Origin of the sequence: Adhaeribacter swui (genome assembly GCF_014217805.1) — a bacterium.
In the GTDB taxonomy this organism is placed as follows: domain Bacteria; phylum Bacteroidota; class Bacteroidia; order Cytophagales; family Hymenobacteraceae; genus Adhaeribacter; species Adhaeribacter swui.
On record NZ_CP055156.1, the window covers coordinates 3,249,690 to 3,275,300 of the forward strand.

Consider the following 25,611-nt stretch of genomic DNA (forward strand, 5'->3'; position numbering starts at 1 on the left):
GTATAGTTTAATTTATTAAATATCTAACAGAATCTGATTATATTGAATGTGTGGGTAATAAAATAACAGAAGTAGATTCTTACTATTTATTCTGACCAGCTTTATCTTACATTGCCCTTGCCCTTGAGTTCTAAGGTAGGTGGTTATTTCGGCAATTAATGGTGGTAAGTCAGGCAAATATATTGGCTTTTGCTTTGCCGAATACGTAAATTCAAAGTCATTTTGTAAGAATGTAGCCTAAAAAGAAAATTAAAAATAATAAACCCAATCGATGTTCTCGCCTTCCGGAATTTTTAAAAAATTAGTTAAAAGTAGATTTCAGATTTCGTGGATCGCTTTGCTGGTGTTTGTAAGCTTGTTAGGTATACAGTGTAAAACTGAGAAAAGCGCCAGCAAATCAGCGGGGGCAACCAAAAGCATTTACTCCCGCGACAACCTGGTGGCTTGGTGCATTGTACCTTACGATGTAAAAGAACGCACTCCGGAAGAACGGGCGCAAATGTTGAACAAATTAGGCATTACGAAACTGGCTTACGACTGGCGCGAAAAACACATTTCTACCTTCGATGCCGAGCTGGAAGCTTTGAAAAAGCACAACATTCAATTACAATCGTTCTGGTACATGTCGGGTCCGGAGCCGGAAAAAGATAAAAATTTAAAAATTATCCTGGATGTACTTCAGCGCCACAACGTGAAAACCCAGATCTGGTGTATGCTGGTAAACATCAAAGGCCTGGACTCCATGACGCAGGAGCAAAAAGTAGTTGCCCACGCCAAACCGCTTCGTTACATTGCCGAACAAGCTGCTAAAATTGGCTGTTCGGTGGGTTTGTATAATCATGGCGGCTGGTATGGTATGCCTGAGAACCAGGTGCAGCTTATCGATTACCTCAAAATGCCCAATCTGGGCATTGTTTACAATTTTCACCACGCCGAAGACGATGTAGAACGTTTCCCACAGTTTTTACCCCTGATAAAACCCCACCTGATGACGGTAACTTTAATGGGTTTAGTTAAAGGCCCGCGAGCCAAAGTAGTGCCGGTGGGGCAAGGCAACGCCGAGCAGGAAATGATGCGCCTGGTAAAAGAAAGCGGGTACACCGGACCCATCAGCATTATCAACGAAGATACCGCTCCGGACGCGGAAGAAGGTTTGCGGTTGAATATGACCGGCCTGCAAAAAATTTTACAAGCTATGGGTGAAACCGAAGCCTTAAAAACCTATCAATAGGTATAAAGAGATATTAAACTTTAAACTTGGTTGAATTGAGTTAATAGGTATGCACAATGCCTTCTTGTAAAGCCTGCTCGTATTTTTCTTTTACAAACTGGTACAAATAAGGCGAGCGGTGCGCCCCAATAGACCGGCGTTCATCTAACTTTTGAATTAAACCCAGGGTAACCAGCTTCTTGGCGAAGTTACGTTGATCCAGTTCTTTGCTCAAGATGGTTTCGTAAAGCGAGTGTATTTCCGGGAGGGTAAACTTTTCGGGTAACAGGTTGTAGCCAATGGGCTGGTGATAAATCTGTAAACGTAAGGTCAGCAAAGCTTTATCTACAGCATCGTTGTGGTCGAATAACAGCGGGGGAATGGCATCCACTTCCCACCACCGGTATGATTCGGTAAAAAAATCGGTTTGCACAATTACCTTTGAATAATCGACCAACGCAAAATAGCCAATAGCCAGGGTTCGCTTAAACAGCCAATTATCATCCTCTACTTGTAAATTAAATTTATCCCGGAATTCGTGCGGGCTTCTTTCCTTAACCCGGTACGGCGAATCGCCGAAAACGTAAAACTGTTGCAGAAATAAATTGCTCAGGTTGGTTCTTTCCTTTAAAATCCGGTAAGCAGCGTCGCTTAAAGGTTCTCTTTTTTTTATAAATCCGCCGGGCAAACCCCATCCATCATAGCCTTTCCATTTCAGGAGTAAAATCTTGAGCTGCTGCTCGTGGTAACCAAATATTACCGAATCGATGCTCAGGTGTGTCAGGTACTCCTGGTGACCATGGTGCACAAAGTCATTTACTTCTTCTTCCGTGTTCATACTACAAATTTAAAAATAATTATTCTGTAAAATATACAGAATATAAAATAGGAGCTTATCTTTATTACGTAAAATTTACGTTATAATATTTTTAAATTTTTAAAAATTTAGAGTCATTCCATTCTTATTGTTTAATCATTCACCTTTAAACCCTTATTTATTATGAAAAAGTTAAGCTCCTTGTTCTTTTTAAGTTTTATTACTCTAACCTTATTTGCATTCAGTTTACAGGCTCAAACCACACCGGGAGATTATTTTGTGGGTACCTGGAACGTGAAAGCTTTCGGTTTACCGGATGGGGATAAAGATTTGGTTATCATGATTGAAAAAAAGGATGGAAAACTCAGCGGTGGTTTTGTGGACCCGACCAGCAACAAAGTGGCAAATCCGTTTACCAGTGTCTCTCAGCAAGGTAATAAATTACAGGTAAATTTTATCGCCCCAGAACAGCAAATGGATGTGTACATGACTTTGGAAAAGAAAGATGATACCAACGTTACCGGTAGCATTATGGATATGTTCAATGTGCAAGGAACAAAGGCCAAGTAAATCTATTCTTGCGTATTTTATTCTTATCGCACCCATTTATGAGGTCTTTATTTCTTTCACCGCTCCGGAAATTTTTCGGAGCGGCAATCCTTTGTCTGTTTACCCTAGGACTGTGGTCTTACCGGGTAGTTAAAGAAACTCCTCGGATTTTAATATTCAGTAAAACCGCGGCTTTCCGGCATGCTTCTATTGAGGCCGGACAAAAAGCTTTCCGGCAGATGGGGCAGCAACACGGCTTTGCCGTGGACACTACCGAAAATGCTGCCCGGTTTACCGAAGAAAATTTAAAAAAATACCGTGCTGTCGTATTCCTCAATACCACCGGCGATGTGCTTAATCCGATTCAGCAAAACGCCTTTGAACGCTACATTCAGGCGGGTGGCGGTTACCTGGGTATTCATGCAGCCGCCGATACCGAATACGGTTGGCCCTGGTACAACAAATTAGCTGGCGCCTGGTTCGAAAGCCACCCTAACCCGGATAACGTACAAAAAGGCACGTTTATCGTGCAAGATAAAACGCACCCGGCGACCAGCTTTTTACCCGAAAAATGGGAACGGATCGATGAGTTTTACTCCTACAAAAATATTAGCCCCGATATAAAAGTTTTATTGAAAATAGACGAGAAAACTTACCGTGGCGGCACCAACGGCGATAATCATCCCATGGCCTGGTACCAGGAGTTTGACGGAGGGCGGTCTTTTTACACGGCGAGCGGGCACACCGATGCTACTTTCGCGGAGCCGCTTTTCCTTAAACATTTGTACGCCGGTTTGCATTATGTAATGGGCGGCGATGCCCCTAAACCGCTCAACTACAGCAAAGCCAAGGTGAAAAGAATGCCGGAAGAAAACCGCTTCTCGAAAGTGGTACTGGAAGAAAAACTCGATGAACCCATGGAGCTAACGGTTTTGCCGGATAACCGGGTATTGTTTGTGGAGCGCCGTGGAAATTTAAAAATGTACAGCCCCGTTACCGGCAAAACTAAAGTTGTTACTAAAATTCCGGTAAACACCAAAGTTACCGATAAAGAAGGCAAAGTAGGCGAAGACGAAGGCGGTTTGCTAGGCATCACCAAAGACCCTGATTTTTTAAAAAATAACTGGATTTACCTCTACTACTCCCCCGAAGGAAGGGAGGCTAAAAATATTTTAGCCCGATACGAGTTTAAAGATAATGAGCTGGTGCTGGCGTCTAAAAAAGTAATTCTGGAGGTGCCTACCCAACGGGAAATTAGCGGCCACGCTGCCGGTTCTTTGGCTTTCGATGCGCAAGGTAATTTGTATATTTCTACGGGCGATAACATTAACCCGCAGCAATCCAACGGCTTTAGCCCTTCGGATGAACGGCCCGGACGTTCGCCTTTTGACGCCCAAATGACGTCGGCCAACACCAATGATTTAAGGGGTAAAATTCTGCGCATCCACCCGGAGGCGGATGGTTCGTACACCATCCCGGTTGGCAATTTATTTCCGAAAGGAACGTCTAAAACCCGGCCCGAAATCTACACCATGGGCCACCGCAACCCTTTTAGAATATCCATTGATCCCAAAACCAATTATTTGTACTGGGGCGATATTGGCCCGGATGCTGCGCAGGCAAACGAAAAACGGGGGCCAGCCGGTCAGGACGAAGTGGGCCAGGCCCGCCAAGCTGGTAACTACGGCTGGCCTTATTTTGTCGGCGATAATAAACCATATTACAAGTATGATTTTGCTACTAACCAATCCGGCGAACTTTACAACCCAGAAAAACCCATTAACAATTCCGTAAATAACACGGGCTTAAACCAGTTGCCTCAGGCCCAAAAAGCGTTTATCTGGTATCCTTACGCCGAATCTAAAGAGTTTCCGTTGGTAGGTGCGGGTGGTCGTTCGGCCATGGCCGGACCGGTATTTTACGCCGACCAATTTAAAAACGCCAAACGTTCTTTTCCCGATTACTACGATGGCAAGCTCTTAATCTACGAGTGGATGCGCGGCTGGCTCATGGCAGTTACCCTAGACGCCAACGGCAACTACAGTTCCATGGAGCGGATTATGCCCAGTTACAAGTTTTCGAACCCCTCTGATTTGGAGTTTGGCCCGGATGGAGACTTATATATGCTGGAATACGGCAGCGGCTGGTTCACGCAAAACGATGATGCCCGCCTGGTACGCATTGAATACAATGCGGGTAACCGCAAACCCGTGGTACAAATTGCCTCGAGCAAAAAAGGCGGTGCTGTTCCGTTTAAAGCGCAGCTTTCTTCTAAAGGTACCCAGGATGCCGATAATGATGCCTTAAAATACACCTGGAAAGTAGTTCCTCAGAATGGTGGTAACGCTAAAACATATAACGAAGCCAACCCAACCATTACCCTGGATAAAGCCGGTGTTTATAAAGCCACCCTTACTGTAACCGATACTAAAGGAGGCAGCAGTTCCCGTTCCCTGGAAATTATGGCGGGCAACGAAGAACCGGTTTTAACCTTCGAAACAAAGAACAGTAATCAAACTTTCTTTTTCCCGAATCAACCATTTGAGTACGAAGTAAAAGTGAGTGATAAGGAAGATGGTAGTTTAGCGAACGGTAAAATTAAGCCGGAGGCAGTAGCCATGAACATTGATTATTTGCCGGAAGGGTATGACCTCGTAACCATTGCGCAAGGCCACCGCAGTGCCGATGCTGCAGCAGGCGTGGTAAAAGGCCGCAGCTTAATCGAAAGCAGCGATTGCAAAGCCTGCCACAGCATCGATAAAAAATCAATTGGCCCGGCTTACAAGCAGGTTGCCTTTAAATACAAAAACGATGCGGGCGCCGCCGAACGATTGGCCAAAAAGGTTATTTCGGGCGGCAGCGGAGTGTGGGGCGAAGTAGCTATGAGTGCGCATCCGCAATTAACTTCCGCTGATGCTACCGAAATGGTGAAGTACGTTTTAAGTCTGGCCCAGGAAAACCAAGCTGTTCCGTCTTTACCCGTAAAAGGCAGCTATACCATGGCGATTCCGGCCGGCGACAAAGGCGAAGGTAGGTTTGTGGTACGGGCCGCGTACAAAGACAAAGGCAGTGCGGGAGTTCCATCCATTACCGCGGAAAAAACGTTGTTGCTCCGGAATGCCCGAATACCCGCCGGCAAAGCCGATAAAGTAGAGAGTGTGATGAAGTATGGTACCATAATCATTGCCTCTGTAAATAACTCCAGCATTGGATTTAGCAACGTAGATTTAACCAATATCAGTCTGATAGCTTTTAATGCGGCCGCGCTTAAAGCCCAATTAAATGCGGCTGGTGGCTTCATTGAAGTGCACTTAGACGCACCCACCGGAAAGCTGATAGGTCAAACTCCTTTTATTGCCACCCAGGAAGCCGCCAACCCAACCAGCATGCCACCCGCCATAACAGCTAAATTGGCGAATGTCTCCGGTATGCATGACGTGTACTTTGTTTTTAAAAATGATAAAGCCCCGGCTGGTCAATCGTTGTTTGTGGTAATCAATGTAGAGTTTCAGAATAGCCAATCCGCAAACGCCGGTACCCACCCAACTATGGGCGCTGCTCCTAAACTTACCGCTAAAGATCTGGAAGCCTATGCCGGGAAGTACAAAATGTCGGGCTTACCATTCGAGTACATTGAAGTTATTCCCAAAGCAGGAAAGTTACTGATGAGTGCTGGTGGCAACGAAGGGGAACTTACTCCTGGTGCCGAAGCCGATGTATTTGCCGGCGGCAACGGCACTATTATAAAGTTTGGCCGCAATCCAAACAAGCAGGTTGCCACCCTTACCCTACAGGTACAAGGCCTTTCGTTTGAAGGTGCCAAATAGACCTGCTTCACACATTATTAAACAAACCTGAATTAGTTTAATAAAATAATTTTATGCTTTGAAGCTGAGTTTTTCAGGTAAAATATTTTTTTAAATAGAGTACCAGGCTGGTGAATAGAATTACACCTTCCTGGTACTCTATTTTTTTATTTTAGAGGCAGTCTGGATAGTGGTATTTTCCAGATTGCAGTCCTCGGTACTTCCGAATTGCGCGTTCCACTCGCACACCGATCTTAAGATGGGTAAAAGCGCCAGGCCTTTTTCGGTTAGAGAATATTCTACCCGCGGGGGCAATTCACTAAAGGCTTCCCGGAGTAAAATGCCATCTTCTTCCATTTCTTTTAAATGCTCGGTTAACACTTTGCGGGTAATTAAAGGTATTAAGTCGTTCAATTGCCCAAAGCGGAGCTTTTGGGTATTTAAGGTATGAATAATAATTGGTTTCCATTTGCTTCCTAAAGTAGCCATCGCCCGGGTCATGGGGCAACTTTCTCCCGAAAATCTATCGTCTCTCATTTTTTTAAATTTTTAAAATTTCTGGCTTCTACTAACAAGAGCATTCACCAGCTAAGTAAGGTTTTATACGGTATTTTAACCTGAATGCGCTATTGTTTATTAAATAATCCGGCATTAGAAGTTCTCTATATGTAAACACTTAAAAAAATAAATAGTTTATTTTTAAAACAATTAATAGTATCTTTTTGTAACTATTGTCAATTATTCATCTGTTACAAAAAACACTACTACAATGGGAACAATTAATGCCAACAAAATCAATCATTTTTTAATCAAAAGCTTCTATAAAGCAGGTTACAAAGCCATCAAAAATAACCGCCCTAAGTCAGAGTGGCTGGCTAAACCAACTTATTGTTAATACTTACTCACCAACACCCTTAAATATAGACAAACCTTTACAAATTAATTAATCTCATGTTTAATACCTTTTATTAGAACAATTCCTCCTTACAAGTTTAAAAACTTTTCAGCCAATCCTTAAAACAAGTTACCAAAATAGCCAAAGGTTATTCCGGGTAACAAATTCCCAAATACAAGTAATCGTTCGGATGCTATTCCGGCGACTCTTTTAAATTTTAGGTGCTACTCCCAGAAAAGCTTCGGGGCAAAAGGCCTACTTACATTTTAACATTTTATATTAAAATCTTTTTCATCATGAAAAAACTTAAAAAAATATCATATACCCATTCAGTTGCGGTGCTTGGTTTAGTAACGCTGCTATTCGTATCTGCCTGCAGCTCCAAAGAAACTGCCCAAACTGCACCGCCCCCACCGCCGGCTTTGCCCGTTATAAGTCTGGAGGCCAACGCCGTAACTACTTACCAGGAATATCCGGCTACCGTAGAAGGATTAACCAACATCGAAATCCGGCCGCAGGTAAACGGCTACCTGGATCAGGTTTATGTAGATGAAGGCGCCTATGTTAAAAAAGGCCAGCCCTTGTTTAAAATAAACGACCTGCCTTACAAAGAACAACTAAATACGGCCTTAGCCGGTTTGCACGCCGCAGAAGCCGAACTGGTAAACGCCCAACTGGAAGTAGATAAACTGGAGCCACTGGTTCAGAATAAAGTAGTTTCGGATGTTCAGCTTAAAACCGCGCAAGCCGCTCATCAATTAGCGAAAGCCCGGGTAGAGCAGGGGAGAGCCGCCGTGGCCGCCGCCAAAATAAACCTGGGTTATACCACCGTAAAAGCCCCGGTAAGTGGCTACGTGGGCCGTTTGCTCCGGAAACAAGGCAGTCTGGTGGCCCCTACCGATCCGCAGGCCCTTGCCCAGATTTCGGATGTGCACGAGGTACACGTTTATTTTTCCCTGGGCGAAAGAGACTTTACTAATTTTAAAAACCAGTACCCCGGCCGGAATTTAAACGAAAAGCTCCGCCTGCTGCCGCCCGTGGATTTAATTTTAACCGACCAAAGCACTTTTGCCAGCCAGGGTAAAATCGACATGATTGATGGGCAGTTTGATAAAAATACCGGCGCGATTACCGTAAGGGCCAGTTTCCCCAACGCCGAAGGTTTCCTGCGGTCGGGTAATACCGGTAAAATACGGCTAAGCCTGAACCACCCCAACACCATTCTGGTACCTACCGCCTCCACCGTAGAATTGCAGGACAAAGTGTTTGTTTTTGCCGTCGGCGACAGCAATAAAGTGAGCCGCCAGGCCATTCAGGTAGCCGGCAAAAGCGGCAGTGCTTACCTCGTGAAAGATGGCTTGAAAGTAGGCGACCGCATTGTTTATAATGGATTTGACCATTTGCAGGAAGGCCAGATTATTCAGCCCGAAAAATTAACTCAAGATAGTTTAAACCGCACCTCTTTTATCAGATAATACCATGATTAAAAAATTTATTGACCGGCCCGTATTAGCCACGGTAATTTCCGTGATTCTGGTGCTGCTGGGTATTCTGGGTTTAACCCGGTTACCCCTGGAGCAATTTCCTGAAATAGCCCCGCCGGCGGTTCAGGTAATTGCCAACTACCCTGGCGCCAACGCCGAAACCGTATTACGGTCGGTGGCGCCCTCCTTGGAAGAATCCATTAACGGGGTAGAAAACATGACCTACATGAGCTCCACGGCCAGTAACGATGGCTCGCTCATAATTACCGTGTATTTTAAACTGGGCACCGACCCCGATCAGGCTGCCGTAGACGTGCAAAACCGGGTAGCTCAGGCTACCAGCCAGTTGCCCAGCGAAGTTATTCAGCAAGGTATTACCACCTCCAAACAGCAAAACAGTTTGATTATGGTAATTGATATGTTTTCGGAAGACCCGAATACGTACGACCAGACTTTCCTTGCCAACTACGCGGCAATCAATATTTTACCGGAAATCAAGCGGATACCTGGTGTTGCCCAATCGATTATTTTTGGCGGTAATAAAGATTACTCCATGCGGGTGTGGCTCAATCCGGCCCAAATGGCCGCGTACCAGGTAACTCCCAAAGAAGTAATGGCCGCCATTCAGGACAAAAACCTGGAAGCCGCCCCTGGTAAATTCGGGGAAAGCAGCGCCGAGTCTTTTGAGTACGTTATTAAATACAAAGGCAAGTTAACCCAAACCAGTCAGTACGAAAACATTGCTATTCGTTCAAATGCCGATGGTTCGGTGTTGCGGCTGAAAGATGTGGCGCGCCTGGAATTTGGTTCGTTTAGTTACGGCAACTTTACCCGCGTAAACGGCAAGCCCGGCATAAACATCGCGGTACAGCAATTATCCGGTTCCAACTCCAACGACATCCAGATTGCGGTGGCCGAGTTAATGAAAAAAGCCGAAAAAGACTTCCCGAAAAACGTAAAATATCTGACCTTATACAACACCAAAGTTTCGCTGGATCTTTCCATTAAGCAAGTACAGTATACCTTACTCGAAGCTTTTATTCTGGTATTTATTGTGGTATTCCTGTTTTTGCAAGACTGGCGTTCTACGTTAATTCCGGCGATTGCGGTGCCGGTGGCCATTATTGGTACTTTCTTTTTCATGCAATTGTTTGGCTTCTCCATTAACCTGCTCACCTTGTTTGCCCTGGTACTGGCCATTGGGATTGTGGTGGATGATGCCATTGTGGTGGTGGAGGCCGTGCACGCCAAAATGGAAGCCCGGCACCTGGCCCCTAAACCCGCTACCGTAGAAGCCATGCAGGAAATTACCGGCGCCCTTATTTCGATAACCTTAGTAATGGCAGCGGTGTTTATACCGGTTGGTTTTCTGGAAGGCTCTACTGGTGTATTTTACCGGCAGTTTGCCTATACCCTGGCCATCGCGATTGTTATTTCCGCTGTGAATGCTTTAACGCTCACGCCGGCGCTTACCGCTTTATTTTTAAAAAATAACCACCCTCCCGCTCTTAACGGGCAAAAGAAAAGAAGCTTTAAAGAAAAGTTTTTTGCCGGCTTTAACACGAGTTTTGAATCCTTAACGCAGCGCTACGTAAGCAGCATCCGGTTTTTACTCCGGACCAAATGGCTGGCTTTAGGCGGTTTGGTGGTGGTAACGCTGGCCACGGCCTGGATGGTTAACCGCACGCCAACGGGCTTTATACCTTCCGAAGATCAGGGCTTTATTGCGATTTCACTTACCATGCCTTCTGGCGCTTCTTTAGAACGCACCACGGCCGTAATGGCGCAGCAGGAAGCTATTCTGGATAAGCTGGAATCTAAAAAATACCTGATGGGCTTGTCTGGATTTAACATCTTAACCCAATCTTCCAGCCCTTCTTCCGGTATTGCCTTTATTCTTTTAAAGCCAACCGCCGAACGAGGAAAAGTAAAAGATATTAACGCCATTATGAATGAGGTAAGGCAAAAGCTTGCCGCCATCAAAGGCGCCGATTTCTTTGTTTTTACTTTCCCAACGGTGCCGGGCTTCAGCAACGTAGATGCCCTGGATTTGGTATTGCAGGATAAGACCGGCGGACGCTTAGATAAGTTCAGTGGTATCTCTACTGGCTTTATCGGGGAGTTAATGAAACAACCCGAAATTGCTTTTGCCTTTACCGCCTTTAAAGCCGATTATCCCCAGTTTGAGTTAGAAGTCGACGAAAAGAAAGCCGACCAACTAGGCGTAAACACGAAAGAAATACTGCAAACCATGCAGGTGTATTTCGGCAGCGCCCAGGCCTCTGATTTTAACCGCTTCGGAAAATATTACCGGGTAATTGTGCAAGCCGATAAAGTTAACCGCGCCGATCCTTCGACCATTGATCAGGTATTTGTGAAAAATAATACCGGCGACATGGTGCCACTCAATACGTTGGTAAAACTAACCCGGGTGTATGGCTCCGAAAACGTATCGCGGTACAACTTATTTAACTCCATTCAGATTAATGCCATTCCGAAACCCGGCTTTAGTTCCGGCGATGCCATCAGCGCTATCCGGCGGGTAGCCGAAAAGCAATTGCCCAACGGGTATACCTACGAGTTTTCGGGCCAAACCCGCGAAGAAATTTCTTCGGGTGGCCAATCGGCGGTGGTGTTTGTCTTGTGTCTGATCTTTGTGTACTTCCTGCTTTCCGCGCAGTACGAAAGTTATTTGTTGCCGCTGTCAGTTATTCTTTCTATTCCAACCGGTATATTCGGGGTGTTTGTGGCTATTGGTTTTGCCGGAATCTCGAATAACATTTACGTGCAGGTAGCCTTAATTATGCTCGTGGGCTTGCTCGCGAAAAACGCCATTCTGATTGTGGAGTTTGCGCTGCAACGGCGGCACGCGGGATTGCCTTTGGCGAAAGCCGCCATGGAAGCCAGTAAATTGCGTTTACGCCCCATCATCATGACTTCCCTGGCCTTTGTGGTGGGCTTAGTGCCGATGATGTTCGCTTCCGGGCCTTCGGCGCAAGGGAACCACTCCATTAGTATCGGGGCCGCCGGCGGTATGTTATCCGGGGTAATTCTGGGCTTATTTGTTATTCCGGTGCTGTTCGTGATATTCCAACACCTCCAGGAAAAAATTACCGGCAAACCGGTCCGCATTCTGCCGGAGCAAACCAAAGAACATATTCCCCTAAATGCTCTGCAATCCATAACAAATTAATCTATCAAGCCAGGCACCAGTTTCCTGCTGGATGCCGGTGCCTGGTTTTTAAAAAATTTAAAAAATCATGCAAAAATATATAACAAGTTGGCCTTTCATGCTCGCGGTGCTTATTGTTACTGCCTGCAAAGTATCCGAGGACAAAACAAGTTCCCTGGCCAAGGTACCGGAGCAATTCCGGAATGCGCTCACTACCGAAACCACCAGCATTGCCGATTTAGAATGGAAAAGCTTTTTCACCGAAGCTACGCTGCAAAGATTGATTGACAGCGCCATTGTTAAAAATTACGATATGCAGGTGGCCGTTAAAAACATTGAAGCGGCTAATCTCCAGCTCAAACAAACCCGCTGGAACTACGTGCCGGAAGTAAATTTGCAGGTGAGTACCAGCACGAATAACCCCTCTGAAAATAGTATAACCGGTTTAAACTTAAGCCAGTTTGATTTAGGGATTAAACACATTAACGATTATACCGCCGGAATAAACTTATCCTGGGAGGCGGATATCTGGGGCAAAATCCGGAATCAGCAAAAAGCAGCGCTGGCGGCTTATCTGCAAACCCAGGAGGCCCGCAAAGCCATTCAAACCAATATTGTAGCGGCCGTTTCCAAAGGCTTTTATAATTTGTTAATGCTGGATGCCCAGTTAAAAATTGCGCAAAAAAACATTGCCTTAAACGATAGTACCTTGGCTATTATCCGGTTGCAATACAAAGCCGGCCAGGTAACGGCCCTGGCGGTACAACAAGCCGAAGCCCAGCAACAGGTAGCTACCCAACTTTTGCCGCAGTTCGAACAGAATATTGCTATCCAGGAGAATTTTTTAAAAATTCTGTCCGGCGAACTACCGGATAAAGTAGAACGCAGCATTTCCCTGGACCAATTAACGTTTCCGGAAGAGTTGTCGGCTGGCGTTCCGGCCACGCTGGTGAGTCGCCGGCCCGATGTAAAAAGTTATGAGCTTGCTTTGACCGCGGCCAACGCCCGGATTGGGGTAACCAAAGCCAACATGTATCCGGCACTTCGTATTACGGCGACCGGGGGGCTTAATTCTTTTAGCAGCAGTAATTGGTTTAACGTACCGGCTTCATTATTTGGCATTGTGTCGGGGAGTGTGTTGCAGCCGGTTCTGCAGTCCCGGAGATTACGGACCCAGTACGAAGTTGCCAAAATAGAACGCGATAAAGCCGTGTTGCAATTCCGCCAATCGGTGCTGGTAGCAGTGGGCGAAACGTCGGATGCCCTGGTGAAAATAGATAAGTTAAAAACCCAGGAGGCCACTGCCATCCAGCGCGTGCAAACCCTACGGCAAGCCACAGCCAACGCCAACATGCTATTTAAAAGTGGCATTGCCAATTATCTCGAAGTAATTACCGCCCAAAGCAACGTGCTGCAAAGTGAACTAACCTTGGCCGCTGTTAGAAGACAACGACTCGATGCGGTAACGGAACTCTATGCCGCGCTGGGTGGTGGCTGGAAGTAAAAAATTTTAAAAATTTAGTTCTAAAATGGCGAAGTAATCTTAAGATTATGGCCATAAAATTAAAAAAGGAAGATGCGTATAGCGTCTTCCTTTTTTTATGCACCAATAGCATTGTAAATAGTCAATACGTTCCAAAAAGATAGAAATAGGAAGTGCAAACATCAAATTACCTAGCCCTTAGCCCCATAGGCAATCGGGAACATCTGACGCGTTTGTTTGAGCAGTTCTATGAGCAGAAATTTCACCTTATCACCAAAATTCGCAGTAAGATGAAAAGCAAACTCCTGCTCTTAAAAGATAAACGCAATTTGCGGAAATGAGCTTAGAGCGAATCAGCTTCTGTTATCCTGATGCGTGTTTTTGACCTGGAGAATACCTGTCATCGTAGTCCGATTAACTCCTATGACCACATGCTCCATGCTGCTTTACTAGTAGCTGCCAGTTCTATAAGATTCGTTAGTTTTAGAAAATAAATAGAGCAAAAATTTTAAATTTTAACTATTATCGGTTTAATTTTTAAAAAATTAGCTTTCCGGTAAGTTTCAGATAAAAGGTTTTATTCTGGTTTCGTCCTGAAAATAAATAGAGCCTGCAACCGGAATAAAATATCGGTTTGCACCAAGCGCGTACTAACACTGGCACCATGAACAAAAAGTTATTCTTTTTCCCACTCTGCGTACTGCTGTTCTTGTTTTTATCCTGCGGAAGAAAAGCCGCGGTTTATCCGTTAAATCCGGAGCCAAACAGCCATATTGTTTTTGTGGGTAATACTTTTGCGGTGGCTTTGCAAGAAAATAATTACCTGGAAACTTTCTTGTACAAAAGCTTTCCGGAGAAAAACCTCACCATCCGGAATTTGGCCTGGAGCGCCGATGAAGTAAATTTGCAGCCCCGCCCGGTTAATTTCGGCTCCCTGGACCAGCACCTGCAAAATCAAAAAGCTGATGTTATTTTCGCTTGTTTTGGGTTAAACGAAGCCTTTAAAGGGCCGGATAGCTTACAAAGTTTTCAGCAACAGTTAAGTAAGTTTCTTCGCCATTTGCAACAGCAAAAATACAACGGCCGGTCCACGCCCCAGGTTATTCTGGTTTCGCCGATCGCGCACGAAAAACTGGTCGGCTTTTTACCCGACCCCGCGGCGCACAACCAAAATCTGAAAAAATATACCCAAGGAATGTGGCAAGTTGCCGAAAATTTAAAAATTCCTTTTATTGATTTATACGAACCAACTGCCCAACTCATGGCAAGTAATGCCGATTCCTTAACCAGCAACGGCATTCATTTAAATGATCGGGGCTACCGGCAAGTAAGCGAAATAATGGCTCAGGCGCTGGATTTACCGGTGAGCACCTGGTATTCGGATGCTACTTTTGCTAATCTCCGGAAAGTAATCAAGATAAAGAACCAACATTTCTTTTACCGGTTTAGGGCTGGCAACGAAGAGTATATTTATGGCCGGCGGCGAGAGTGGGCCGGCGGGCAAGCGCTGCCGGCAGAGTTACCCCAGATAGACCAAATCGTACTGCAACTCGACAGTCTTATCTGGGCAGGGGCATCGGGCAACCCGGCACCGGATATGCAAAAAGTGCAAAACGCCATTCAGTTTGCCCGGCAGTATACGCCTCTGAAAGAATCAAGAGAAGCCCTGGAAAAAGCAAAATCCCAGTTTATACTACAGGAGGGTTATGAGATTAACTTATTTGCTTCTGAGTTGGATTTCCCGGTAGCCAATCCGGTGTCGTTTACTTTTGATCCGCAGGGCAGAATGTGGCTAGGTACCATGCCGGCTTACCCGCACTATTACCCCGGCAGTCCCCCCGACGACCAAATTATTATTCTGGAAGATACCAACCAGGACGGGAAAGCCGATAAGCACACCGTATTTGCCGATAGCTTGTACCTGCCGTTGGGGTTTGAGCTGGGTGATGGCGGTGCTTACGTAACCCAGGCGCCTAATTTTGTTTTCTTAAAAGATACCAACAACGACGGCCACGCCGACCAGAAAAAAATTTTACTTACGGGTTTCGGAGCCGAAGATTCGCACCATGCTATCAGTAATTACACCTGGGGCCCCGACGGAGCCTTATACATGCACGAAGGTACTTTTTTGCATTCGCAGGTAGAAACTCCTTATGGCCCGGTTAGAGGTGCCAACGGCATTACCTGGCGCTACGAACCCCGCACCTTTAAATTAGAGCCCTACGTTTCTTATCCGTACGCTAATCCGTGGGGCAATGTATTTACCCGCACCGGCACCCATATTATCGGCGATGTATCTACCGGCATGAATTATTTTGCGCCGCCGCTTACCGTAGCCATTAACTATCCGATTAAGCACAAGGAGATGAAAGATTTCCTTACTTCGCCCCAACGACCTAAAACATGTGGTTTAGAAATAATTTCGAGCCGGCAGTTTCCGGAAAGCGCGCAAGGTAATATTCTTTTTAATACATTCATTGGTTTTCAGGGCATTAAGCAGCATAAATTAGCCGAGGACGGGAGCGGCATTATTGCGCAGGAAACAGAGCCGCTTTTGCAATCCAAAGATCCTAATTTCCGGCCGGTAGATATTAAATTTGGCCCCGACGGAGCCCTGTACGTATTGGATTGGTACGATGCCATTATCCAGCATGGCGAGCAAGCTTTCCGCGATTCGCTCCGGGACCATACCCGCGGCCGTATCTGGCGCATCACCTACAAAAACAAAAACACTTTAAAACCCCTTGACCTGACCCAACTAAACCTGAGCCAGCTGCTGGATCAATTAAAAGTTTATGAAGACCGTACCAGGTACCGCACCAGAATGCAGCTAAGAACTTTTGCTGCGGAGCAAGTAATGCCAGCTTTGGCCAAGTGGCTTGCCGGGCTCAACCCCAAAGACGCAGATTACGCGTACCATAAACTAGAAGGGCTGTGGGTTTACCAGCAGTTTAATCAGCCGGAAGAAAAACTGTTGAACGAACTTTTAAAAAGCCCGGATTATCACGTACGGGCGGCGGCTACCCGGGTGTTGTTTTATTGGCGCGAACATATAAAAGATGCCGAGGCCAAGCTTATTGCTATGGCACACGATGCTGCCCCACGGGTAAGGGTAGAAGCCATTGCCTGGTTGAGTCATTTTAATACGGAAGCCAGTGTAAAAGCTTTACTGGCCGCTACAGCGTTGCCCTCCGACGATTACATCAACTACGCTTTAAACGAATCTTTTAAACATTTAAAACCTGTTTGGATGGCTATGTTTAAAAATAACCAACAATTTCTGGCCGATGAACCCGAAAAAGCCGCTCGTTTGCTGCAGCCATTGGCTTCGCAAAAAGATTTAAATGCCACAGAATACTTTGTGAAAGATGATCCGCTCTGGCATGCCTATTCGTACCGGGCCCTTTCGCCGGAAGATTACGCTGCTTTAGCCAATGTGCCCGCAGTAACCCGGTTCCGGAAGAGCTTGCCCGAATTACCGGCAGACGACCAAGTGCAACCGGTTAAAACTCCTAAACCTACAAACTCTAAACCAGAGGGATTTGTAATACAGGTTGCTTCTGTACCGGGAAAAATGTTATTCGACAAAACTACAATTACCATTCCGGCCGGAAAAAACATTACCCTTCTTTTTAATAACCGCGATCAGATGGCACATAATGTAGTAATTGTAAAACCAGGCAATACAGAGAAAGTAGGAAAGGCTGCCGATGCCATGGCTACTTTAAAAGACGGCTACGAAAAAAACTTTGTGCCCTCCATACCCGAAGTATTATATGCTACCCCGCTGGTAAATGCCGGTAAAACTTTTCGCCTGGATTTTAAAGCACCGGCTAAACCCGGCGAGTATCCCTTTATCTGTTCTTTCCCCGGTCACTGGCGAGTCATGAAAGGTATAATTAAGGTAGTGGAGCAGCCGTTAGCTTTAAAGTAACCCGTCCAAAGTAAAAGCACGGATAAGCAACCAATAGATTTACCCACACCAGCCCAAACTTATACTTGTGATTAGGTGATTTTTTAAAACTTAGCTGCGGAATTTCAAATTTTTAAAAATTTTAAATTTTACTCACCCGCTATGCAATAGTTAGCCTGAGCCAGGTGCAAGCAATGAGGCTAAACTGTTCTGTTGTTCACCGTTTTTTAGCGTCTGGATCTATCGTGTATTTCAAAATAACTATTCCAGAATAACCGCATCTCCTTCCCTGTTTTTAGGGAGGTGCCATAGGCGGAAGGGTATTTATATCCAGACAAAAAGAACAAATCCCTCAGCAATGAAACAACTGCAGTAAGAAGTAAATCCTTACCATAGATATAACAGACGAAAGCAAAAACCGGTGCTTCGCCAAAATAACCCACTTTTCCCTACTGCTGCGCCGACTCTTGCATTTGATTAACCAATACATCTACGTAGTAAGAAGTATGATTTTGACCCTGGGTTTTAAGAATTCCCCGAATCGGGCTGCAATCGCTGTAATCGATACCGTGCGCGGCTTTAATATGATCTGCGCCGGCTAAAAGATTATTGGTGGGGTCAAAGCCGAACCAACCATAGCCCGGTATAAAAGCTTCGACCCAGGCGTGCATCACTGCTGAGCCTACTAAGTTACCGCCCTGGTTTAAATAACCCGAAACGTAGCGGCATGGAATGCGGTTGAGCCGGGCAATAGACAAAAACAAATGCGTATAATCTTGGCAAACACCTTTGCCCAAATGAAAAACTTCGCTGGCCGTTGTATGCACGTTAGTAGGCACCGGGTCAAACTCCAGCAACTCGTATACATACTGGTTTAAGGTAGTTAAATAATCAAAAACGGGTTGTTTTAAGGGCCGGTTTAAGAGCTTGCTGTGGTAGGCCTCCAGAATGCTGGTATAACGGGTAAAGCCCAGGTATAAATGATGGTCGATGTAAAAGTTACGGTTGGCCAGCAGGACTTGTTCTTCCGAAATAGGCAAAGAATTAACGCTAAGCCAGGGTCGGCTTTTTTCGATGGTAGCCCGCATCGAAAATTTAAAATCGCTGAAATGCTTGGTAGACCGCAGGCAATATACCTGAAAACCAAAAGGGTTGCTGTGGGTATATAATTCCTGCCCCAGCGAATTGTAGAAAGATAAGCTGGTAATTTTTTGCGTGGCATCCTGGCAGGGAGCCACTATAAACTCAAACAGCGCTTCGGTTACCGGGGCGTCGTATTTGTTGTGCGTGTGGTAGTTGATGTGGTATTCGGTAGCCATAGTTTGGGGCAGTAGCAAGATTTATTTTTAATACACCAGATATTTTTCTTCCAGGAGGCGAGCCAGATTGTACAGTTTATCGAGGGTTTTGGTCATAAATTCCGCGGCATTTTCTTCTACTTCCTCAATCGTTAAAAATTGCAGTTGCGTCGCAAGTTTCCCTATTTTAAAAGTTAGAGAGCCTTTGGTATTGGCCCCTTCCTGAAAGCCGATTGCCTGAATGTTGTTTTGCAAATAAGTAAGGTTGTAAGTTAATGCTTTGGGGAAAGCCGGGTTAAAAATTAAAAAATCCAGGATGTTGCGGCGCGAAGAACTATTTTTGTAATGCCGGTTGAACATATCAAAAGATTCGGCGCTTTTCAGGAGCATGGTCCACTGGTAACTTTCGATGGGGCCACCCAATTTACCGGGATCAATTTTGGCAATATCGTATAACTTGGTATTGATAATTTTACAAAGCTGCATGGCGCGCTCCAGGTGAATTCCCAACGAAATCAGCATCCAGACCTCGTTCCGGATTAAGGTATTAGAAACATAGCCTTTGGCTAAAGTGCAAAACTCTTCTACTTCGCGCGAAAAATTAAAAATTCCTTTGTGCTGAAACTTAGCCGCGTTGTAATTATTTACATTATGATAAAACCGGTTTACTACTTCCCATAACTCAATCGAAATACTGTCGCGGGTGCCCCGGGCATTTTCACGGATGCCGTTGATGTTAGTCGCAATAGAAAAAGGGTTGGTATCGTCGAGGGTAATGAAATACAAGATATCATCGTCGGTAAGTTGGGAGTGTTTTTGGTAATAAGCCGCTTGCACGCCCACCATATCCAGAATAGACTCTAGGGCAATTTCTTTGTTTTGGGCCAGGGGAGCATCCAACGACGAAACGTAATGCACTTTGGTGTACCGGGCCACGTGTTCGGCCCGCTCTATGTAGCGCCCCAGCCAGAATAAACTATTACCAATTCTTGATAACATGTGTTGGTTAGATGGTTTGAAAGTTGGTTAAAAGTTGGAAGGTTGTAAAGTTGAAAGGTTATAAATTAACCTACTCAACAATCAAAACTGTGGTCCGTGGACCATGGACCATCGACTATGGGCCAGGAGCCAACACCCAGGTATCTTTGGAGCCGCCGCCTTGCGATGAATTAACGACTAAACTGCCCTTCGTAAGCGCTACCCTGGATAATCCGCCTTTTAACACGAATTGCTTGTCTTTGCCGAGTAAGGTGTAAGTGCGTAAATCAATGTGCCGTCCTTCAAACTTGTTCTCGTCTTCGATAAAGGTAGAATGTAACGAAAGCGACATAATGGGTTGGGCAATGTACTTGCGGCGATTTGCTTTAATGGCTCTTTTTAATTCTTCGCGTTGCTCCCGCGTAGAAGAACTGCCCACCAGAATGCCGTAGCCTCCCGATTCATCCACGGGTTTTACCACCAACTCTTCCATGTGTTCCAGCACGTAGTGGTAATCCGAATCAATTTCGCAACGGTAGGTATGCACGTTATTTAGGATAGGTTCTTCGTCCAGGTAATATTTAATAATGGCCGGTACGTAGCTGTAAACGGCTTTATCGTCGGCGGCACCGGTGCCGGGGGCGTTCAGCAAGGTAACGTTGCCTTCGCGGTAAGCGCCCAAAATACCCGGTATGCCTAGCACCGAATCCGGATTAAAGGCCAGAGGATCGATAAACGGGTCGTCGATGCGGCGGTAAATGACATCTACTTTCTGCGGGCCGTAAATGGTTTTCATGTACACGTAATTGCGATCCACAAACAAATCGCGGCCTTCTACCAGCGGAATGCCCATGTTCAGGGCCAGAAAAGCGTGTTCGTAGTAAGCCGAGTTATAAACGCCTGGGGTTAAAACCACGCAATTGGGTTCGTTATCGCTTTCGGGTGCCACCGATTGCATGATGGCCAGTAATTGCTGCGGATAATCCTGCACCGACAAAATATTATGCTTCCGGAAAAGATTAAAAAGCGTTTTTTTCATGGCTTCGCGGTTCGAAAGCACGTAGCTCACGCCCGAAGGGCAGCGCACATTATCTTCCAGCACGTAGTATTGGCCGTCGCGGTGTTTAATTAAATCGGTTCCGGAAATATGGTTATAAATATTGCCTACCGGGTTAAACCCCAGCATGGCTTTGGTATAGTGGCTCGAACTAAAAATTAATTCCGGCGGTACAATGCCATCACGCAATATTTGTTTTTTGTGGTAAATATCCTGAATAAACAGGTTAATAGCCATGTTACGCTGAATAACGCCTCGCTCCAGGTGACTCCAATCTTGGGCCGAAATAATGCGGGGAAATAAATCAAACGGAAAAATGCGTTCTACGCCGCGGGCTTTATCGGAGTAAACTGCAAACGTTACCCCTTGGTTAAAGAAAGAAACTTTAGCCAGTTCATTCAATTCTTTAAAATCATCGGCGGTAAAGTGTTTGAACTGGTCCAGCACCAATCTATAATGCGGCAACACTTCTCCATCCAAGCTAAAAACTTCATCCAGAAAAGCGGGATTTAGGTGGTAGTCTTGAAAAATGCCTTTGTACATTTCAAAATTCCGAACATTATTCATTCTGTTGGTGGTATGGATTTGTAATTAGGTGAAAGTAATTAATTTTTATTAAAATTTGGGGTTTGTGCTTTTAATTTTATCTGTAATATTTTAAAAATGATTAAATTTTTAAAATATAAGGTAAATTTTAAGCTATTATATTAAGTATATTGTTTTTTATTTGGCTATACGTTTATACGTAGTTCTAGAACTTTTCTAGTAATAGTTTTTAACTGAAAGCTGCAGTTTTTTAAAAAATCTAAATTTGAAAGTAGGCCCGTAAAAACTAAGTGAATGCTTCTGGGGTGATTGCGCAGGCCGAGAGAAGGTGGCGCGCTTACTTTTGCCTACGTAAGTAAAAGTTAATGCCTGTTACTTAACCGGGCAGATTGTTGTTGGGGACTTTTTGATAGAAAGCTATTTGACTTTTAGACTCCCGGAATAAATTTATCGTACAGAATACTGCAAAATATCGGACCCTAAACCAAACGCCTCTCATGAAAAAATATAAAGCTGTAAAAAGCATTTCCGCCGAATCTTTTGAAACGGAACTAAACACGCTGGCTAAAGCCGGTTGGAAAGTAATATCGGCTAACTTAACGCAAGCCGGTGTAAAAGGCGATGAAGCAATTTTTTTTGCCTTATTGGTGATGAATGATGTAGACGTAGAATTAAAACAACTCCTGGAAGAGAATGTAGACGAACTGGAAGATATTGATCTAAACCCTTCGGATAATTAAGCGGCTAGTCCCCGGCACCCGTGCTACACCGGTGCCGGGGTAACTCCCAAATAATTCTGAAATATTTCGTATAGCGTTATAAAATGCATGTTACAGACTGGGCGCAGCAAGGATTCTTTTCACTAATCAACTGCTTTAAACTTTTCTGGAAATAAAATTTTTTAAAAATTTATAAAAGCTAGTTCTGTTGTATTTACTAAATCCGCTATAATTATTAGGCAATTACCACAGAAAAATACACTTTTAAGAAGCCGCTGCTTTAAGTTTGCGTTATATAAATTATAACCAGATTTAGCTACGCATTGCGGCTTCTCTGGTTATTCATATAGCTCTCTTGTCAGGCGAATGATTACACGATTACTTCTTTTCTGCTTTATTTTCGCGTTAGTTTATGGGAGTAGCGCGCAAAAGCGACTGGTACCTGATACCGTTCAGGCAAAATCGGCTACAGCGCTGGGTTTGCTATTAATTAAATTTAAACCGGGTTACTCTGGAGCCGCCAATCTAAGCCGACAAGCCAACCAGGCTATTAATCCGTTGCAGCAAGTATTATCGCAAATAAAAGCCAGTACTTTTCAGCCAAAATTTCCCCGGCCTCAATCTTCGTCTTATTCAAAGCCCGGTCAGGTAGATTTAACTTTATGGTACCAAGTGCAATACCAAAGGCCGGATCTTACCTTAACGCAACTGCGGCAACTGCTGTTAGCTACCGGAGTAATCGACCACGTAGAACCGGTTTATCAGCCCCAGCTTTTGTATCAACCCAACGACCCTTTAGCCGACTCAGTTACCGGTAAGCAATTTTATTTAAAGCAAATTCAGGCGTATAAAGCCTGGAACATCGAAAAAGGAGATTCCTCGATCGTTATCGGGATTTTAGATACCGGCAACCGCCTGAGCCATGAAGATTTGCAAAGTTCCTTGAAGCATAATTACGCCGACCCCATAGATGGCCTGGATAATGATCAGGATGGTTTTGTAGATAACTTTTCGGGCTGGGACCTGGCCGATGACGATAACGACCCAACCGACACTAACGGACATGGTACTTTTGTAACCGGTATGGCCGCTGGCAGCCCCGATAATAACACAGGCATTACCGGAGTAGGTTTTAATTGCCGGTATTTACCCATTAAAGTTTTTCCCTCTAAACCCAACGGGAATTTTGCAGGCTACGAAGCCATTGTGTACGCCGCAGACCATGGTTGCCAAGTTATAAACTTATCCTGGGGCGGCGAAAACCCGTACTCGCAGTTTGAGCAGGACGTAATTAACTACGCAGTTATCAATAAAAATGCAGTGGTAGTGGCGGCCGGCGGCAACACACCCAAAGAAACTTATTTTTATCCGGCATCCTACGAAAATGTGCTTGCGGTAAGTGCTGTTAACAAAAACGATGTAAAAGACCCGAGTCAAACCTATAATTACCAAATCGACCTAACGGCGCCCGGTATAGCCGTAACTACCACCAGTAACAATAGCAATAATGCTTATGCGGCCGTGGGGGGCTCTTCTTTTGCTTCGCCAGTGGTTGCGGCAGCGGCCAGCTTGCTCCGGCACCATTTCCCGGATTATACAGCTCGCCAAATAGCCGAACAACTGCGGGTAATGGCCGATAATAATTACGGGGCGGGCACTAACCAAAACTACCCGGAAAAACTGGGTTACGGCCGGGTAAATGTGTACCGGGCTCTAACTGCGTCTGCCCCCAAAGCCGTTCGGAATACTAATCATAACGCAGACTACCAAAAAGCTTTTGCTGGTAATGTAATGCCCATAACCGGCACTTTTCAAAATATATTAAGCCCTACCAATAATTTATTTATTACCTTATCTTCTGCTTCGCCTTACGTATCGGTTATCCGGAGCACCTTTGTGGCCGGCGCTATGGCTACGTTAAGTACAAAAACTAATTCTGAACAGCCTTTTCAGGTTTTAATTAGCAAGGATATTCCTTTTAATCAACCCGTTGTTTTCCGGTACGGGTATTCGGATGGCATCTACACCGATTACCAGTATTTTACCCTGAATCTTAACCCCAACTATGTTACTTTAAAAATAAATGATTTACAGGTAACGGTAGCCAGCGAAGGTAATTTTGGTTACAACGATCTGGATCCGGGTTTGGGCGAAGGGGTAAAATTTAAAAATTTAGGTTCCCTGCTGAGCGAAGGCGGCTTACTGATTGGTACTTCGCCGGAAAAAGTGTCGGATAACATTCGTAACGAAGCTTTAAAATCCGACAACAACTTTACCTCTTTGGCGGGGGTGCACTTTGTAGAAGAAGGCAAGCGGGCCGATGAAGAAGCTGCAGGCGCTTTCCGGGATAAATATCCGGCGCAAGGGATGGTTGGGGTAAAAGTAAAACAAAGGGCTTTTGCCTGGCAAAATGCCCCGGATAATCAATACGTGATTCTGGAATATCAAATTACCAACACTACCCCGGATTCTTTAACTAACCTGCACGCGGGCTTGTTTGCCGACTGGGATATTGCTAACTACGCCAACAACGTAGCCGAGTGGGATTCGGTAACCCGCACAGGTTATACCTATCAACCTAACCTGAAAAACGTTTACGCGGGTATTTCCTTGCTAACACCGCAGCCAGTTACCACCTACGCCCTTAACAACCCCAGCGATAACCCCGAAGCTATTAACCTGACCGATGGCTTTACGGATGCAGATAAATTTACGGCTCTCCAGAATACAGCAAAGCAATTTCAAAACTCGGGATCTAAAGGCAGTGATGTAGCGCAAGTGGTTGGGGCAAACTTACAATTCTTGGCGCCAGGCGATAGCACCACTTTGGCTTTTGCCATACTAGGCGCCGAATCGTTACCGAACCTGCAAGAACAAGCCCGGGCGGCCCTTCATAAATACCAGCAAATAAAAACCGGTCCCGTGCTCGTAAAACAAATAGATTCGGTTTGCGTCGGCACAAGCGCCACCATCCAGCCAGCAGGAGGGCAGAAGTTTCGGTTTTACGCTGATCCGGAAAAAGACACGCTATTAAATACCGGGCGAACGTTTACTATGCCTCCGGTTAAAACAGCAGCTACCTACTACATCAGCAACGTGGATTCGCTGTACGAGAGTGCGGTAACTCCCGTCACCATTGTGCCAGCCATTAGTACCGTTAATTTTGCTTTTTCGCCCGATCCGGTACCTGCCAGCGTTAAAGGCCGCATCAGTTTTTTTGATTCTACATTACTGGCAAAGCAATGGCATTGGGATTTTGGCAACGGAACGCAAAGTCAGGAGCAAAACCCCACGGCGCAATTTACGCAGCCCGGAATTTACCCGGTAACCTTACGCGTAACCAACCAATACGGCTGCGTCGATTCCCTGACCAAAAACGTAGAAATTAAATACGCGGATTATATACAAACCTGGCAGGCTTCCGATTTTTTAATATTTCCCATTCCTACGGGGCAAAACTTAACCATAACCATATCCGAAGGCATTGATTCTACCAACGGCATAACCGTAACTTTACTAGACGCTATTGGTAAACAGGTATTTACGCAGGTAACTTACCAAACCGGGCCTACCCCGTATAATTTAAACAATTTAGCCAATGGCATTTATTACTTGCGAATAAGCGGTAAAGGCGGGGTGATTACCCGCCGCGTAGAATTACTCCGGTAAAGCAACGCTATTTCT

Annotated in this window: 14 protein-coding genes and 1 pseudogene; 10 read left to right on the plus strand and 5 right to left on the minus strand. The window is 45.1% G+C overall.

All coding sequences use genetic code 11. From position 1 onward, the window contains the following. The first annotated feature begins 271 nt into the window (after positions 1–271). Complete coding sequence (locus HUW51_RS13805) at positions 272–1,231, plus strand: sugar phosphate isomerase/epimerase family protein (protein ID WP_185270225.1); 960 nt, start codon at positions 272–274, stop codon at positions 1,229–1,231. A gap of 40 nt (positions 1,232–1,271) precedes the next feature. On the opposite strand, the gene HUW51_RS13810 is transcribed toward HUW51_RS13805, so the two are convergent. Further along, positions 1,272–2,048 (minus strand): NUDIX hydrolase, encoded by a 777-nt coding sequence (locus HUW51_RS13810; RefSeq protein WP_185270226.1) that lies wholly within the window; start codon positions 2,046–2,048, stop codon positions 1,272–1,274. A gap of 162 nt (positions 2,049–2,210) precedes the next feature. Here HUW51_RS13810 and HUW51_RS13815 point away from each other — a divergent pair, with 162 nt between their 5' ends. Together HUW51_RS13815 and HUW51_RS13820 are read left to right on the plus strand one after the other, a co-directional pair. Beyond that, positions 2,211–2,597 carry a hypothetical protein gene (locus HUW51_RS13815; RefSeq protein ID WP_185270227.1) on the plus strand — a complete coding sequence of 129 codons (387 nt, stop codon included), beginning with the start codon at positions 2,211–2,213 and terminating at the stop codon, positions 2,595–2,597. A gap of 38 nt (positions 2,598–2,635) precedes the next feature. Continuing rightward, positions 2,636–6,403: a ThuA domain-containing protein gene (locus HUW51_RS13820; protein WP_185270228.1), complete on the plus strand. Its 3,768-nt coding sequence runs from the start codon at positions 2,636–2,638 to the stop codon at positions 6,401–6,403. Between the two features lie 138 nt (positions 6,404–6,541). On the opposite strand, the gene HUW51_RS13825 is transcribed toward HUW51_RS13820, so the two are convergent. Continuing rightward, positions 6,542–6,919: a winged helix-turn-helix transcriptional regulator gene (locus tag HUW51_RS13825; protein WP_185270229.1), complete on the minus strand. Its 378-nt coding sequence runs from the start codon at positions 6,917–6,919 to the stop codon at positions 6,542–6,544. A 654-nt stretch (positions 6,920–7,573) separates the two neighbouring features. On the opposite strand from HUW51_RS13825, the gene HUW51_RS13830 reads away from it, so the two are divergent. The 5 genes and pseudogenes from HUW51_RS13830 to HUW51_RS13845 all read left to right on the plus strand — a co-directional run bounded on the left by HUW51_RS13830 (position 7,574) and on the right by HUW51_RS13845 (position 17,350). Then, complete coding sequence (locus HUW51_RS13830; protein WP_185270230.1) at positions 7,574–8,752, plus strand: efflux RND transporter periplasmic adaptor subunit; 1,179 nt, start codon at positions 7,574–7,576, stop codon at positions 8,750–8,752. A 4-nt stretch (positions 8,753–8,756) separates the two neighbouring features. Next, complete coding sequence (locus tag HUW51_RS13835; protein WP_185270231.1) at positions 8,757–11,954, plus strand: efflux RND transporter permease subunit; 3,198 nt, start codon at positions 8,757–8,759, stop codon at positions 11,952–11,954. Positions 11,955–12,021: 67 nt separating this feature from the next. Continuing rightward, positions 12,022–13,437, plus strand: coding sequence for an efflux transporter outer membrane subunit (locus HUW51_RS13840; RefSeq protein ID WP_185270232.1), 1,416 nt, complete (start codon positions 12,022–12,024; stop codon positions 13,435–13,437). Positions 13,438–13,625: 188 nt separating this feature from the next. Continuing rightward, a pseudogene (locus HUW51_RS24975) lies at positions 13,626–13,859 on the plus strand (transposase); the annotation flags it as partial. A gap of 221 nt (positions 13,860–14,080) precedes the next feature. Continuing rightward, a complete protein-coding gene (locus HUW51_RS13845) occupies positions 14,081–17,350 on the plus strand; it encodes a PVC-type heme-binding CxxCH protein (RefSeq protein WP_185270233.1) in 3,270 nt (1,089 codons plus the stop codon). A gap of 428 nt (positions 17,351–17,778) precedes the next feature. Here HUW51_RS13845 and HUW51_RS13850 read toward each other — a convergent pair whose 3' ends face one another. From HUW51_RS13850 to HUW51_RS13860, 3 genes are all read right to left on the minus strand, one after another. Then, positions 17,779–18,648 carry a transglutaminase-like domain-containing protein gene (locus HUW51_RS13850; RefSeq protein WP_185270234.1) on the minus strand — a complete coding sequence of 290 codons (870 nt, stop codon included), beginning with the start codon at positions 18,646–18,648 and terminating at the stop codon, positions 17,779–17,781. Positions 18,649–18,675: 27 nt separating this feature from the next. After that, entirely contained in the window at positions 18,676–19,626 is a 951-nt protein-coding gene (locus HUW51_RS13855) for an alpha-E domain-containing protein (RefSeq protein ID WP_185270235.1), read from the minus strand. Between the two features lie 115 nt (positions 19,627–19,741). Next, positions 19,742–21,229 (minus strand): circularly permuted type 2 ATP-grasp protein, encoded by a 1,488-nt coding sequence (locus HUW51_RS13860; RefSeq protein ID WP_228466622.1) that lies wholly within the window; start codon positions 21,227–21,229, stop codon positions 19,742–19,744. Between the two features lie 476 nt (positions 21,230–21,705). On the opposite strand from HUW51_RS13860, the gene HUW51_RS13865 reads away from it, so the two are divergent. Beyond that, complete coding sequence (locus tag HUW51_RS13865) at positions 21,706–21,948, plus strand: hypothetical protein (protein ID WP_185270236.1); 243 nt, start codon at positions 21,706–21,708, stop codon at positions 21,946–21,948. Positions 21,949–22,293: 345 nt separating this feature from the next. Then, positions 22,294–25,596 (plus strand): S8 family serine peptidase, encoded by a 3,303-nt coding sequence (locus HUW51_RS13870; protein WP_185270237.1) that lies wholly within the window; start codon positions 22,294–22,296, stop codon positions 25,594–25,596. Positions 25,597–25,611 lie beyond the last annotated feature (15 nt).

Coding starts and splice junctions, on each gene's coding strand:
- HUW51_RS13805 (WP_185270225.1), top strand. CDS start 272: ATGTTCTCGCCTTCCGGAATTTTTAAAAAATTAGTTAAAAGTAGATTT.
- HUW51_RS13810 (WP_185270226.1), bottom strand. CDS start 2,048: ATGAACACGGAAGAAGAAGTAAATGACTTTGTGCACCATGGTCACCAG.
- HUW51_RS13815 (WP_185270227.1), top strand. CDS start 2,211: ATGAAAAAGTTAAGCTCCTTGTTCTTTTTAAGTTTTATTACTCTAACC.
- HUW51_RS13820 (WP_185270228.1), top strand. CDS start 2,636: ATGAGGTCTTTATTTCTTTCACCGCTCCGGAAATTTTTCGGAGCGGCA.
- HUW51_RS13825 (WP_185270229.1), bottom strand. CDS start 6,919: ATGAGAGACGATAGATTTTCGGGAGAAAGTTGCCCCATGACCCGGGCG.
- HUW51_RS13830 (WP_185270230.1), top strand. CDS start 7,574: ATGAAAAAACTTAAAAAAATATCATATACCCATTCAGTTGCGGTGCTT.
- HUW51_RS13835 (WP_185270231.1), top strand. CDS start 8,757: ATGATTAAAAAATTTATTGACCGGCCCGTATTAGCCACGGTAATTTCC.
- HUW51_RS13840 (WP_185270232.1), top strand. CDS start 12,022: ATGCAAAAATATATAACAAGTTGGCCTTTCATGCTCGCGGTGCTTATT.
- HUW51_RS13845 (WP_185270233.1), top strand. CDS start 14,081: ATGAACAAAAAGTTATTCTTTTTCCCACTCTGCGTACTGCTGTTCTTG.
- HUW51_RS13850 (WP_185270234.1), bottom strand. CDS start 18,648: ATGGCTACCGAATACCACATCAACTACCACACGCACAACAAATACGAC.
- HUW51_RS13855 (WP_185270235.1), bottom strand. CDS start 19,626: ATGTTATCAAGAATTGGTAATAGTTTATTCTGGCTGGGGCGCTACATA.
- HUW51_RS13860 (WP_228466622.1), bottom strand. CDS start 21,229: ATGAATAATGTTCGGAATTTTGAAATGTACAAAGGCATTTTTCAAGAC.
- HUW51_RS13865 (WP_185270236.1), top strand. CDS start 21,706: ATGAAAAAATATAAAGCTGTAAAAAGCATTTCCGCCGAATCTTTTGAA.
- HUW51_RS13870 (WP_185270237.1), top strand. CDS start 22,294: ATGATTACACGATTACTTCTTTTCTGCTTTATTTTCGCGTTAGTTTAT.